The following is a 14458-nucleotide window of genomic DNA, read 5'->3' as shown; positions in this document are numbered from 1 at the left end:
GTTTACTTGGGATAAAGCGGCGGCAAACCACTGTCGCCCACCGGGTCGTGGACTCGTTCGGCGATCGGAAGGGTGCGAATCACCCGCCATAGCTCTTCACCCTGCCAGTGCTGGCCGGTTTCACTGTAGAGCGCGCCGTTCAGGCCGTCGAGGGCATCGGACAGCGGGACGAAACGGGCGGCCATGTCGGCCAGGGTTTCCGGTTGTTGTCGGGCCCAGGCGTCGAGGGCCTGGCGGGTGGCGTGGGGGTCGTTGGCCTGGCAGGCGCGCTTGAGGTCGTCGAGCACGGTGCGCGGGCTCGGGCCGGTTTGCGCGGCGCGCAGGATTGCCGGTTGCCAGCGGGCTCGCCACCACAGGCCAAAGCCGATCAAAGTGGTGCAGGCCAGAATCAGGGTGCTGAGTTTCCAGCGCCAGAGGGTTTCGCTGTCGACGCCGGCATTGGCCGAGGTGGTGCCAGCCGGCGTGTCGACCATCAGGCTTGGATTGGCCGCCACGTGCAGGGTGCGGGCGGGCAGGCTGGTGTGTTCCAGGTGATCTTCAAAGGTGTTCCACCACACCACTTCAACCGACGGCAATTCGATCGAACCGCTTCGCGACGGAACCAGCGCTTCGCGGTCTTCGCGACTGCCGATCAGACCGCGCTCGCTGTTCTGGTTGCCCAGCACCGGTTGATCCGGGTAACGGCGCAGGCCGTTGACCTCGGTGCCCGGCAGGGGCGGCAGTTGCGAGCTTGCCAGGCCTTCGGCTTTCACCGTCAGGCTACGGGTCAGCGAGTCACCGACCTGAACGTGTTCCGGCTCCGGGTTCCAGCTTTCACTCAGGGTCAGGCTGCGCGCTGGCAACCACGGCAGGTCGGCGGGGTAGGTGATGGGTTTGGCCTTGACCGTCAGCAGGATTTCACCGGAGCTGACGCGCATCAGTTTGCCGGACTTCGGCGACGTCGCCGTCGAGTCCTGGGTGGGTTGCGCATCCACCAGGGCGGCGTTGAAGATTTGCCCCGGAATGATCAGTTCACCGCTGTGCTGCGGATAGATCGCGTAGCGCATTTCAATCACGCCGTGGCGCACGCCGTTGATGTCTTTTTCGTAGGTGCGCGACTCGCCCAGCTGTTCGATGCGCGCATCGGGAATCTGCAACGGCGGCAAGCTGCTGTCGTCGTACAGCGACACCGAATGGTAGATACGCAAGGTCAGGATCGCCTGGGCCTGCACGTAGACGCTGGTTTGATCAAGAGTGGCGTCGATGAACACCGGAGCCTGTTTGTTCGGGTTGTTCTGGGTTTCGCTCTCGACCACTTGCACGGTAATCGGCTGGCTCTGCGCATCCCCCAACTTCAATGACGGGATTTCCACACTGCCGTTCTGCAACGGCAGCAGGGTAACGATCCAGCGGGTGGTCGCGCGGTTGTCACCATTGAGGGTGTTCAATTGGTTGACCTGGCGCGTGCCGCGGACTTCGAACAGCGGCTCCAGCGGCGTGAGGTCGGGTTTGCCGAACTGGGTGACATCGTTGGATTCCAGCGTCAGCTCGACCGTCTCGCCGGAGTTCAGGCGTGCGCGATCGACACTGGCTACCAGCTCGGCTGCCTGGACCTGCGAAGTGCAGAGCAGCAAGGCGATCATGAAAGCCGTGAAGCGGGTCATCGAGTTTTTCCCTGATCCTGATGTTGTTGCTGTTCGTACCAGAATTTGCGCCTGAGCAATTCTCCCGGGTCATCCGGGATCTGCCGCAGCCATTGCTCCAGCGCCTGTTGCTGCTCGCCTTCGATGCTGTCGCTGGCTGGGCGCATGGGCGGCGTGGTGTGTTGTTCATCACCCAGTTCGCTGCCTGGGACTTCGTTGGCGCCGGGACGCGGTGGCGTGGTTGACGGTTGTTCCGTTTCGGCGCTGGCCTGAGGGTCAGCGGTTTTCGGTTCGCCGTTGCTCGACGGCTGGGCCGGAGCGACGGGCGGTGTTTCCTGTTCGTTGGCCTGGGGCGTTTCGTCGGGTGCCTTGTCCGGTTCGGCTGCGGGCGGGGCTGCCTTCTGCTTGAGCAGACTTTCCACCAAGGCCTTGTTGGTCAGTGCCGGACGCAAATCCGGCTGGCGCTCAAGGGCCTGTTCGTAAGCATCCAGTGCCGCCTCCAGTTCACCGCTTTTAGCCAGGGCGTTGCCACGATTGTAGTGGGCGTGGGCGTCGTCGCCTTCGGCGAAGCGCTGGGCAGCTCCAGTGTAATCACCGGCCTCATAGAGGGCCACGCCTTGCCACTGATGATCTTCAAAGTGCCGCGCAGCCTCGGCCGGGCGTTTTTGCTTGAGCAGGTGCAGGCCCTGCTGGTCGGGGCGCAGCCACAGGTCCTGGAGCTCGAAGGCATAACCGGGTTGCGGCAGTGCCAGCAACAGCGGCAGGCACAACAACCAGCCACGCCGACCGGCGCAGGCCGCCAGCAGCAACAGCGGCAACAGCAGCCAGTAACCCTGATCGGCCCAGGTGTCCAGGCGCACGGTCTGGCCGTCGTTGCGCAGGTTGCGTGGGCCGTCGAGCAAACCCAGAGCCCGCAGATCCGAGTCGCTCAAACGCGCATGGCGATAGCGTCCGTCCAGATCACTGGCAAACGCTTTCAGTGCGGGCTCATCCAGATGCGGCACCAGAATGGCGCCTTGTTCGTCCTTGAGGAAACTGCCGTCCTCCTGAGTGATCGGCGCGCCTTCGGCGGTGCCGATGCCGATCATCAGCCACTGCGTTGATTTGCCGCTCAGTGCGCGCTGAATGCCTTGGCGTTCAGCCTCCGAGAGGGATGAGCCGATGAGCAGGATCCGGCCGTCACCCAGCGCAGCCTGATCCAGCAATGCCAAGGCCTTGATCACTGCCAGATCGGCGCGATGGCCGGGCTCCGGCATCAGCGACGGCTTGAGCGCATCGAGCAAGTTGCGGCTGGTCGACAGGTCGTCCGACAGCGGCACCAGCGTATGCGCACTGCCGGCATACACCACAATGGCGGTCTGCGCGTCGCTTCGGTAGTGCAGCAGGTCGAAGAGCTTGCGCCTGGCTTGTTCCAGGCGGTTGGGCTGAACGTCGGTCGCGAGCATTTCCGGGGTCAGCTCAAGGATGACCACCAGCGGGTCGGCCGGTTTCTGACTGAGTTGTTCGACCCGCGACCAGCTGGGTCCGACCAAGGCGAAAATGGTCAGCAGCCATGCCACGCCCAGCGCGATCCATGGCAGTTTGCTGTTGCGGCCATTGCCGCCGCTGAGCAGCGCGGCGTGAAAGGCCGGCGGCAGGATCATCTGCCAGCGCCCGGCGCGTTTCTGCCGGTGCCAGAGTTGCCAGAGCAACCAGCCAAGCAGCGGCAACAACAGCAGCCACCAAGGTCGGAACCAATACGGCCAGAGCGCGCTCATCGGCGCCTCCGCAGACGCAAACGTCTGAGACGCTGGCGCCAGTCAGGCAGTTGCGTTTGCAAAAACAGATCCTTGGTGAACAGGCGCTGCAGCGCGTTGTCCGGCCACAGTTCGCGTGCCACCAGCAACATGCTCAGCAACAGCGCGATCGCCAGTGGCCAGTGATACAACGCCTGGGCCGGGCGAGCCTGGGTCGGTTGCTGGGTCACGGGTTCCAGCTGATCGAGGGTGTCCTTGACGGCTTGCAGTTCCTTGCCATCACGTGCCCGGAAATACTGGCCACCGGTGGCTTCAGCGATTGCCATGAGGGAAGGTTCGTCCAGGTCAAGGCTCGGGTTGATGCCGAGAAAACCCAAGGTGCCGCTTTGTTCCGGGTCGGCGCCGATGCCGATCGGGTAAATTTTCACCCCTTCCTTGGCCGCCAGTCGCGCCGCCGTCAGCGGATCGATCTCGCCGCCGTTGTTGGCACCGTCCGTGACCAGGATCAGCACGCGACTTTGCGCCGGGCGCTGGCGCAGGCGTTTGAGGGCCAGGCCGATGGCGTCGCCGATGGCGGTGTTTTTGCCGGCAATGCCGATGCGCGCTTCGTCCAGCCAGACGCGTACGGTGTGCCGGTCGAAGGTCAGCGGTGCTTGCAGGTAAGCCTGGCTGCCGAACAGGATCAGGCCAACCCGGTCGCCTTCGCGGCTTTCGAGGAAGTCCCCGAGCAAATGCTGGACCAACGTCAGGCGGCTGACGTCCTCGTCCTGCCATTGCATGTCGGGGTAGTCCATGGAGCCGGAGACGTCGACAGCCACCAACAGGTCCCGGCCACTGGCGGCAATCGGCAGCGGGTCACCCAGCCATTGCGGGCGCGCGGCGGCGGTCAGCAGCATCAGCCACAACAGCAGGAACGGTGCCTGTTGGCGCCAGGCCGGCAGATTGGCCCGGGCCCGGCGCCCGGCCAGGCCTTCGAGGTCGCTGAGGAAGCTGACTTTGAGCGCCGGTTCGCCGCTGTCGGCGACCGGCAGCACGATGCGCATCAGCCACGGCAAGGGCAGCAGGGCAAAGATCCACGGCCAGGCGAACTCAAACATGTTTGCGAATCCAGGTCTCGACCGCCTGGGTCAGGCCCGCGATGGCCTTGTCGTCAAGCTTGCATTCAGGCTTGTAGGCGCCTTCAACCAGCACCATCCAGCGGGTCAGGCCGGCTGCCGGGCAGCGGTTGTCGAGGAATGCCAGCCATTTGCGGCCGTTGAGGGTATGACTCTGGCTGTAGGGGTAGTGATTGCGGCACAGGCGTTTGAGCAGGCCATTGAGTTGCTGCAACCAGGCGCCGGCCGGCGCGCCGTCGTACGGCTTGGGCATCAGCGCCAGTTCGGCCAGGGCGGCGACGCGTACCGGGTCCAGTGGTTGTTCGGCGCGCACGACAGGGCGCTTGTTGGGAATGAAGCGCCGCAGCTTCCAGATGGCGAAGCCTATGATCGGCAGCAACAACAGCAGGAGCCACCAGCCCGGCGCGGGAGGCCAGAATCCGATCGGGGGTGGGGAAATCAGCGGTTGCAGTTGATCGAGACCGTTCATCGGCCTTTACCTGGCTTCTGCGGGTTCAAGTATTCGCGCAGTTGTTCCACCATTTCGCTTTGGGTACTCAAGGGCATCAGCAATACCCGCAGCTTTTGCGCGAGCAGCTCCCAGCGGGCAATGCGGGCTTCGGCCTGGGCGCGGTACGTCTGGCGCAGGTCGAAGTTCAGCGTGTCGAGTTCCAGTTGCGCACCGCGTTCGGCGAAGCGCAGCAGCCCGGCAGCGGGCAGGGCATGGTCCAGCGGGTCGGACAGTGGCAGCAGCAACAGATCGCAATGCCGCGACAACAGGCTCAGCTGTTGTTCGGCGCTTTCCGACAGGGCGCGCTCATCGCAAATCACGATTGCCAGGCTGCCCGGGCGCAATACCTCGCGGGCGCGGCGCAAGGCAATGCCGAAGGCGTCGCGATCCGGCTCGCTTTCGGTGTGCAACGACTGATTGACCCGTACCAAACGATTGAGCAGTTGCAGCAGGCTTTGTTTGCTACGTCGAGGTTTGATTTCGTAGTGCTCGTTGTCGCCGAACACCAGTCCGCCGACCCGATCATTGTGGCCCAGTGCGGCCCAGCCGATCAGCGCTGCCGCCTGGGCGGCGAGCACTGATTTGAACATCAGCCCCGAGCCGAAAAACAGTCGACGGCTTTGCTCGACCATGATGAAAATCGGCCGCTCACGTTCTTCATGGAACAGTTTGGTGTGCGGCTCCTGGGTCCGTGCGGTCACGCGCCAGTCGATAGTGCGCACATCGTCGCCGGCCTGATAGACCCGCACCTGATCGAAATCCACCCCGCGCCCGCGCAGTTTGGAGTGGTGCAGGCCGATCAGCGGGCTGCGTTGGCTCGGCGTGGAAAACAGCTGCACTTCGCGCACGCGATGGCGCATCTCGATCATCTCGGCGAGCGTGATGCGGATGCCCGGTTCGGGCGGCAGAAGGGCGTTCATCGGACTCAAGCGACAGCTACGACGTCGAGGATCCGCTGGACCACCCGGTCCTGATCGATGCCAGCGGCTTCGGCTTCAAAGGACAGAATGATGCGGTGACGCAACACGTCGAACAGCACCGCCTGAATGTCTTCCGGGCTGACGAAGTCGCGACCGGCGAGCCAGGCGTGGGCGCGGGCACAGCGGTCGAGGGCAATCGAACCGCGAGGGCTGGCGCCATAGGCGATCCACTCGGCCATCTCCGGGTCGAATTTGGCCGGGGTGCGGGTGGCCATGACCAGTTGCACCAGGTATTCCTCCACGGCATCGGCCATGTACAAACCGAGGATTTCCTTGCGAGCGGCGAAAATTGCCTGCTGGCTGACCCGGCGTTCGGGCTTGGTTTCACCATTGAGCGCTTCGCCACGGGCCTGTTGCAGGATGCGGCGTTCGACGGCGGCGTCCGGGAAGCCGATTTTCACGTGCATCAGGAAACGGTCGAGCTGCGCCTCGGGCAGCGGATAGGTGCCTTCCTGCTCGATGGGGTTTTGCGTGGCCATCACCAAAAACAATGGCGACAGCTCGTACGTACTGCGCCCGACACTGACCTGGCGCTCGGCCATGGCTTCGAGCAACGCCGACTGAACCTTGGCCGGCGCGCGGTTGATTTCGTCCGCCAGCACCAGGTTGTGGAAGATCGGGCCTTGCTGGAAGACGAAACTGCCGGTTTCCGGGCGATAGATTTCCGTACCGGTGATGTCTGCAGGCAACAGGTCAGGGGTGAACTGGATGCGATGGAACTGAGCCTCGATGCCTTCGGCCAACTCTTTGATGGCCTTGGTCTTGGCCAGGCCCGGCGCGCCTTCGACCAGCATGTGGCCGTCGGCAAGCAAGGCGATGAGCAAGCGCTCGATGAGTTTTTCCTGGCCGAGAATCTGCGTTGAAAGAAAGGTTCGCAGCGCCAGCAGCGCTTCACGATGTTCCATCGATGACTGTTCCTGGAAATGGATGGCCGAGGTCGTGATTAATACGCCAGGGCTGGGGGCGTTACTTTAATCCATCGCGGGGGGCGGCGACTAACGGCATTTTGTGGAAAGTGCGGGAAATGGTTGGGGATTGTTGGATTTTTGCGGGGCGCGAGTCTTGGGATGGCTGGCAGGGCCTCATCGCTGGCAGGCCAGCTCCTACAGGTAAAGGCGGCGTGCATGCAATCTGTGCAACACATGAGCCACTGTAGGAGCTGGCTTGCCAGCGATGGGGCCGGTTCAGTGCCCTCAAATCTGGCTGATGAAGGTCCCGGTGCCATCAAGGATGTTCTTCAGTGTCTCCTCCACTTCCGCCAGATCGCTCGCATCCGTGCTGTGAGTGATCTCCAGCACATCATCCCCATTCAGCGCATCGGCATCCGCCGCCGCAATTTCAATTTTGAGCAGGGTGGCGCTCAGTGTGACCTTCACACCGTCGAGGGTCGAAGGCTCGCCGTCCAGGGTGATTTCCAGCTCGTCCTCGTCCGGATAGCGGCTCATCAGGAACATTTCGCCCTTGTCGCTGTGGCAGCAGAGCATGGCCATGTTGTCTTCCTCGTCGTCGCGCGGGTTGACGATCAAGAGGGCGGTGGTCATTTGCATGGGGGATTTCCTGGCTCGGCGAGCGTTGTAAAGGGCGAACAAATGGCGATTCTGCCAGCCCACGCGCATTTATGCTCGTCCGAGTGTCAGAGGATGTGTCGGGAACGAGGGAAGTGTTGCTGGTCATTTCCGGTACGCATGTCCCGTAAAACCGGACGGAAATCCGTCATTTTTCTGTGCGGATGCTAGTGTTGTTCGATGCGCGAGCCTGAAGCTGCGTACCGTTGACCGAATATGTCGCAGCACCGCAAGCACGGGCCTTGCCGCACTCGTTAAGCTGCGCAACGGATGAGCACCCGTAAAGACATTGCGCTGCACGCAGCCCAGTCGTTTTTGCAGATGCCCATTCACGGAAGGTGAATGTGACCCGAGTGTCTCGTCCAGCTTCACCCACCTGTCACCCTGTTTCCTCTGCCCGAGAATCAGGAACAGGGTGACGGGTTGCCCCGAACAGGGGTTTTTGCACGCGACGCTTCCATCAATAACAAGCCCAAGCGGAGTACCACAGATGGCGTTCTTCACCGCAGCCAGCAAAGCCGACTTCCAGCACCAACTGCAAGCGGCACTGGCGCAGCACATCAGTGAACAGGCACTGCCACAAGTGGCGCTGTTCGCTGAACAATTCTTCGGCATCATTTCCCTGGACGAACTGACCCAGCGTCGTTTGTCCGACCTCGCTGGCTGTACCCTTTCTGCGTGGCGCCTGCTTGAGCGCTTCGATCACGCGCAACCGCAAGTGCGCGTCTACAACCCCGATTACGAACGCCACGGCTGGCAGTCGACCCACACCGCGGTCGAAGTGCTGCACCACGACCTGCCATTTTTGGTGGACTCGGTGCGCACCGAGCTGAACCGTCGCGGCTACAGCATCCACACCCTGCAGACCACCGTGCTGAGCGTGCGTCGCGGCAGCAAGGGCGAGTTGCTGGAAATCCTGCCAAAAGGCACTCAGGGCGACGACGTGCTGCAAGAGTCGTTGATGTACCTGGAAATCGACCGTTGCGCCAACACCGCTGAATTGAACGTGCTGTCTAAAGAACTGGAGCAAGTGCTCGGTGAAGTGCGCGTTGCGGTGGCCGATTTTGAGCCGATGAAAGCCAAGGTCCAGGAAATCCTCAACAACCTGGACAGCAGCAAGTTCGTCGTCGATGGCGACGAAAAGGCTGAAATCAAAAGCTTCCTGGAATGGCTGGTGGGCAACCATTTCACCTTCCTGGGCTACGAAGAATTTGTTGTTCGCGATGAAGCCGATGGCGGCCACATTGTTTACGATCAGGACTCTTTCCTCGGCCTGACCAAATTGCTGCGCGCCGGCCTGACCTACGATGATCTGCGCATCGAAGACTACGCCGTGAACTACCTGCGCGAACCGACCCTGCTGTCGTTCGCCAAGGCCGCACACCCAAGCCGTGTACACCGTCCGGCTTACCCGGACTACGTGTCGATCCGTGAAATCGACGCCGACGGCAATGTCATCAAAGAATGCCGTTTCATGGGCCTGTACACCTCCTCGGTGTATGGCGAGAGCGTGCGGGTCATCCCATACATCCGCCGCAAGGTCGAGGAAATCGAACGCCGCTCTGGCTTCCAGGCCAAGGCTCACTTGGGCAAAGAGTTGGCGCAGGTGGTTGAAGTGCTGCCACGCGACGATCTGTTCCAGACGCCGGTGGACGAGCTGTTCAGCACCGTGATGTCGATCGTGCAGATCCAGGAACGCAACAAGATCCGCGTGTTCCTGCGCAAAGACCCGTACGGCCGCTTCTGCTACTGCCTGGCCTATGTGCCGCGTGACATCTACTCCACCGAAGTGCGCCAGAAGATCCAGCAAGTGCTGATGGATCGCCTGAAAGCGTCGGACTGCGAGTTCTGGACCTTCTTCTCCGAGTCCGTGCTGGCCCGCGTGCAACTGATCCTGCGCGTTGACCCGAAAAACCGCATCGACATCGACCCGCAGCAGCTGGAAAACGAAGTGATCCAGGCTTGCCGCAGCTGGCAGGACGATTACTCCGCGCTGACCGTCGAGACCTTCGGCGAAGCCCATGGCACCAACGTGCTGGCCGACTTCCCGAAAGGCTTCCCGGCGGGTTACCGCGAACGTTTCGCAGCCCACTCGGCTGTGGTCGACATGCAGCACCTGCTGAACCTCAGCGAGAAAAATCCGCTGGTCATGAGCTTCTACCAGCCGCTGGGCCAGGTGTCCGGTCAACGTGAGCTGCATTGCAAGCTGTACCACGCCGATACTCCGCTGGCATTGTCCGACGTGTTGCCGATCCTGGAAAACCTCGGCCTGCGCGTCCTGGGTGAATTCCCGTACCGCCTGCGTCACACCAACGGCCGCGAGTTCTGGATTCATGACTTCGCGTTTACCGCGGCCGAAGGCCTGGACCTGGACATCCAGCAACTCAACGACACCCTGCAGGACGCGTTCGTCCACATCGTCCGTGGCGATGCCGAGAACGATGCGTTCAACCGACTGGTGCTGACCGCCGGCCTGCCATGGCGTGACGTGGCGCTGCTGCGTGCCTACGCCCGCTACCTGAAGCAGATTCGCCTGGGCTTCGACCTCGGCTATATCGCCAGCACCCTGAACAACCACACCGACATCGCTCGCGAACTGACCCGGTTGTTCAAGACCCGTTTCTACCTGGCGCGCAAGCTGACCGGCGATGATCTGGACGATAAGCAACAACGCCTGGAGCACGCGATCCTGACGGCGCTGGACGACGTTCAGGTGTTGAACGAAGACCGCATCCTGCGTCGCTACCTTGACCTGATCAAGGCGACCCTGCGGACCAACTTCTATCAGACCGATGCCAACGGCCATAACAAGTCTTACTTCAGCTTCAAGTTCAACCCGCACTTGATCCCTGAACTGCCGAAGCCAGTGCCGAAGTTCGAGATTTTCGTCTACTCGCCACGGGTTGAAGGCGTGCACCTGCGCTTCGGTAACGTTGCCCGTGGTGGTCTGCGCTGGTCCGACCGTGAGGAAGACTTCCGTACCGAAGTCCTCGGCCTGGTAAAAGCCCAACAGGTGAAGAACTCGGTCATTGTGCCGGTCGGCGCGAAGGGCGGCTTCCTGCCGCGTCGCCTGCCACTGGGCGGCAGCCGCGACGAGATCGCGGCCGAAGGCATTGCGTGCTACCGCATCTTCATTTCGGGTCTGTTGGACATCACCGACAACCTGAAAGACGGCGCACTGGTACCGCCGGCCAATGTCGTGCGTCATGACGACGATGACCCGTACCTGGTGGTCGCGGCGGACAAGGGCACTGCAACCTTCTCCGACATCGCCAACGGTATCGCCATCGACTACGGCTTCTGGCTGGGTGACGCGTTCGCGTCCGGTGGTTCGGCCGGTTACGACCACAAGAAAATGGGCATCACCGCCAAGGGCGCGTGGGTTGGCGTACAGCGCCACTTCCGCGAACGCGGGATCAATGTCCAGGAAGACAGCATCACGGTCGTGGGCGTCGGCGACATGGCGGGTGACGTGTTCGGTAACGGCTTGCTGATGTCCGACAAGCTGCAACTGGTTGCTGCGTTCAACCACCTGCACATCTTCATCGACCCGAACCCGAACCCGGCGACCAGCTTCGTCGAGCGTCAGCGTCTGTTCGACCTGCCGCGTTCGGCCTGGTCGGATTACGACACCAGCATCATGTCCGAAGGTGGCGGTATCTTCTCGCGCAGCGCGAAGAGCATCGCGATCTCCCCGCAGATGCAGGAACGCTTCGACATCAAGGCTGACAAACTGACCCCGACCGAACTGCTGAACGCCTTGCTCAAGGCGCCGGTGGATCTGTTGTGGAACGGCGGTATCGGGACTTACGTCAAGGCCAGCAGCGAAAGCCACGCGGATGTCGGCGACAAGGCCAACGACGCACTGCGCGTGAACGGCAATGAACTGCGCTGCAAAGTCGTGGGCGAGGGCGGTAACCTCGGCATGACCCAATTGGGTCGTGTGGAATTCGGTCTCAATGGCGGCGGTTCCAACACCGACTTCATCGACAACGCCGGTGGCGTGGACTGCTCCGACCACGAAGTGAACATCAAGATCCTGCTGAACGAAGTGGTTCAGGCCGGCGACATGACCGACAAGCAACGCAACCAGTTGCTGGCGAGCATGACCGACGAAGTCGGTGGTCTGGTGCTGGGCAACAACTACAAGCAGACTCAGGCGCTGTCCCTGGCAGCCCGTCGCGCCTTGCCGCGAATTGCCGAATACAAGCGTCTGATGAACGACCTGGAAGGCCGCGGCAAGCTGGATCGCGCCATCGAGTTCCTGCCGTCGGAAGAAGCCCTCAACGAACGCATCGCCGAAGGCCATGGCCTGACCCGTGCCGAGTTGTCGGTGTTGATCTCCTACAGCAAGATCGACCTCAAGGAGCAGCTGCTGGGCTCCCTGGTGCCGGACGACGACTACCTGACCCGCGACATGGAAACCGCTTTCCCGCCGACCCTGGTGAGCAAGTTCTCCCAAGCCATGCGCCGTCACCGTCTGAAGCGTGAAATCGTCAGCACTCAGATCGCCAACGATCTGGTGAACCATATGGGCATCACTTTCGTTCAGCGACTCAAAGAGTCGACCGGCATGAGTCCGGCGAACGTGGCGGGCGCTTATGTGATCGTGCGCGACATTTTCCATCTCCCGCACTGGTTCCGTCAGATCGAAGCCCTGGATTACCAGGTCTCCGCTGATGTGCAACTGGAGCTGATGGACGAACTGATGCGTCTGGGCCGACGCGCTACGCGCTGGTTCCTGCGTGCCCGTCGCAACGAGCAGAACGCTGCCCGTGACGTTGCTCATTTCGGTCCGCATCTGAAGGAGTTGGGTCTGAAGCTCGACGAGCTGCTCAGCGGCGAAATCCGCGAAACCTGGCAGACCCGTTATCAGGCCTACGTCGAAGCCGGTGTGCCGGAGTTGCTGGCGCGTATGGTGGCTGGCACTTCGCACCTGTACACCCTGCTGCCGATCATCGAGGCGTCCGACGTGACTGGCCAGGATCCGGCTGAAGTGGCCAAGGCTTACTTTGCCGTGGGCAGTGCGCTGGACATCACCTGGTACATGCAACAGATCAGCGCGCTGCCGGTTGAAAACAACTGGCAGGCCCTGGCCCGTGAAGCGTTCCGTGATGATGTGGACTGGCAGCAACGTGCGATCACCATCTCGGTCCTGCAACAAGGCGACGGCACTCAGGACGTGGAAGCACGCCTGTCGCTTTGGATGGCGCAGAGCGAAAGCATGATTGAGCGCTGGCGTGCCATGCTGGTGGAAATCCGTGCTGCCAGCGGCACGGATTACGCCATGTACGCGGTGGCCAACCGTGAACTGTTGGACCTGGCGTTGAGCGGGCAAGCGGTGGTGGCACCTGCCACGGCCAATGCCGAGCTTGAGCTGGCTTAAGTAAGCGTTGAATGAAAAAGCCCCGCATTGAAAGATGCGGGGTTTTTTTTCATTCGAGGGGCAAGACAATACGCCGGCCCATGGATGACACTCAGCTGTAGGGGGTGGAGCCTGCGGGTGACGAGACCTTCCTTTCCAGAATATCCAGCTTGAACGTGGCGATGTCTCCAGACTTGTCGGTGAAGCAAGTGCTGTACGCCGGATCGCGCCAGATTTCTTTTTTGATAATGGCGGCGTTGCGGGCTTTCAAGTGAACGGTCGCCTGGTCGCTGCTCAAATCGTCCAGCGTGATGATTTGCTGATGGCTGTCCAGCAAATTGAATGAGGTGGTATCACCGCCGGCCGCCGGATAAGCGCCAAGCACACCTTGGTCGCCCTTGCTGAAGTACTTCTGATAGTACGCTTCGCTCAGAATCTGCAGGTTGTAGTAGTCGTCATAACACCTGAAGTGGATGACCATGGCCGTGCGTTTTCTGCCGCCGACAGGGCGCATTGTGCCGCTTGCAGGATCATAGCCTTCAAAGGTAGTCACAATATTTGGCGGGATCGGCGATCTGCGTCCGCCAGGTTCAAAATGACCTGCGCTCAATATCTGGTCAAAAAATGTCATGTTGCTTCCATTGCACGTAATACGGGCAATGAAGGATCTTTCCTGGTCTTTAGTCATGAAGACGTCCTTGTCAGTAAAAACGGTTGTTGGCGCTGTAGCGCGGATCTGAAGATACCGTTATTCAAATGTCATGGTTTTGATTAATTGTGAGCAAACCCTTCCTGTCCTGGTTTGGGTTTACTCACAAATTTTGTCGCTGGCTTAATACAGTTTCTGCTCTGGTGTTGTGTCGGTCATTGAGAGGTTAGTTGTCGGTCTGGTCAGTAATTTATTGAGCGACTGGTCAAACTTCTGCAAGGCCCTTACTTGCACGTTTTGCTGTTCGTTGATGTCTGCCACGATCTCCTCGCTGCGCTTGAAGTCGGCCCATACAGGGCTGAGCGCTTTGGCGTCACGACCTTGTGCCGTACCGATATAGTTGAACTGGCTGTCATAGAAATCGGCACTGACTTTGGACTCCACGTCCGAGCTGCGTGAGGTGATCAATTGACTGCGACTGTCGATGATCGCAACGACATCCGGTTTGGCGGCCTTGAGGCTTTGCATGTCCGGGTACACCGTTACCGAACCGAACTGACGTTGCAGCGAGGCTTTGACCCAATCCACGGCGAGGTCGGGTTTTGAGGTGGCGACGTAAGCGTCATGGATTTCCTGCACCAGCAGGCTCTGGCCGAAGCCGGTGCCGGCATTGGCCTGGTATTCCTGCAAGTAGGCGCGGTTGGCCTGGGTATTGTGGTTGTACACGACGCCCAGGGAAACATCGCTGCCGTTGGGAATGCGCGTCGCGCTGCTGCGGCCCACCGGTTCGGTGAAGATTCCGTCCAGCGAGGAAACCGCCGAAGGCGCCGTGGGAACCGAGCAGCCAGTCATGAAAGCAGCCAGCGTTAACGTACTGACAAGTGCAAGTTTCATTGTGTTTCTCCAGTGAAACAACATCAGCAGGAAAGTTGGAGT

10 protein-coding genes are annotated in these 14458 nt (G+C 61.1%); 1 reads left to right on the top strand and 9 read right to left on the bottom strand.

The window, feature by feature from the left end:
• Positions 1-2: 2 nt before the first annotated feature.
• From BVK86_RS03725 to BVK86_RS03695, 7 genes are all read right to left on the bottom strand, one after another.
• The gene (locus BVK86_RS03725; RefSeq protein WP_075945147.1) at positions 3-1643 is read right to left on the bottom strand and encodes a BatD family protein; all 1641 of its coding nucleotides are present in this window, start codon (positions 1641-1643) and stop codon (positions 3-5) included.
• Positions 1640-3379, bottom strand: a complete 1740-nt coding sequence (locus tag BVK86_RS03720; RefSeq protein WP_075945146.1) for a tetratricopeptide repeat protein — start codon at positions 3377-3379, stop codon at positions 1640-1642. Before BVK86_RS03720 ends, BVK86_RS03725 begins: the two co-directional genes overlap by 4 nt.
• Positions 3376-4455, bottom strand: coding sequence for a vWA domain-containing protein (locus BVK86_RS03715; RefSeq protein ID WP_075945145.1), 1080 nt, complete (start codon positions 4453-4455; stop codon positions 3376-3378). Before BVK86_RS03715 ends, BVK86_RS03720 begins: the two co-directional genes overlap by 4 nt.
• A complete protein-coding gene (locus BVK86_RS03710; RefSeq protein ID WP_075945144.1) occupies positions 4448-4942 on the bottom strand; it encodes a DUF4381 domain-containing protein in 495 nt (164 codons plus the stop codon). The genes BVK86_RS03715 and BVK86_RS03710 overlap by 8 nt, the downstream gene beginning before the upstream one ends.
• Positions 4939-5883: a DUF58 domain-containing protein gene (locus tag BVK86_RS03705; RefSeq protein ID WP_075945143.1), complete on the bottom strand. Its 945-nt coding sequence runs from the start codon at positions 5881-5883 to the stop codon at positions 4939-4941. Before BVK86_RS03705 ends, BVK86_RS03710 begins: the two co-directional genes overlap by 4 nt.
• Before the next feature lie 5 nt (positions 5884-5888).
• Entirely contained in the window at positions 5889-6848 is a 960-nt protein-coding gene (locus BVK86_RS03700) for an AAA family ATPase (protein ID WP_003218556.1), read from the bottom strand.
• A gap of 288 nt (positions 6849-7136) precedes the next feature.
• Positions 7137-7490 carry a hypothetical protein gene (locus BVK86_RS03695; protein ID WP_075945142.1) on the bottom strand — a complete coding sequence of 118 codons (354 nt, stop codon included), beginning with the start codon at positions 7488-7490 and terminating at the stop codon, positions 7137-7139.
• A gap of 508 nt (positions 7491-7998) precedes the next feature.
• Here BVK86_RS03695 and BVK86_RS03690 point away from each other — a divergent pair.
• Positions 7999-12894 carry an NAD-glutamate dehydrogenase gene (locus tag BVK86_RS03690; RefSeq protein WP_075945141.1) on the top strand — a complete coding sequence of 1632 codons (4896 nt, stop codon included), beginning with the start codon at positions 7999-8001 and terminating at the stop codon, positions 12892-12894.
• A 91-nt stretch (positions 12895-12985) separates the two neighbouring features.
• Here the strand turns inward: BVK86_RS03690 and BVK86_RS03685 are convergent, their stop codons facing one another.
• Both BVK86_RS03685 and BVK86_RS03680 read right to left on the bottom strand, forming a co-directional pair.
• Entirely contained in the window at positions 12986-13561 is a 576-nt protein-coding gene (locus BVK86_RS03685) for a hypothetical protein (protein WP_139315746.1), read from the bottom strand.
• Positions 13562-13705: 144 nt separating this feature from the next.
• Positions 13706-14416 (bottom strand): ATPase, encoded by a 711-nt coding sequence (locus BVK86_RS03680; RefSeq protein ID WP_075945139.1) that lies wholly within the window; start codon positions 14414-14416, stop codon positions 13706-13708.
• Positions 14417-14458 lie beyond the last annotated feature (42 nt).

Origin of the sequence: Pseudomonas reinekei, from assembly GCF_001945365.1 — a bacterium.
In the GTDB taxonomy this organism is placed as follows: domain Bacteria; phylum Pseudomonadota; class Gammaproteobacteria; order Pseudomonadales; family Pseudomonadaceae; genus Aquipseudomonas; species Aquipseudomonas reinekei.
The sequence above is the reverse complement of the archived record's forward strand: the minus strand, read 5'-3'. Positions and strand labels throughout refer to the sequence as shown.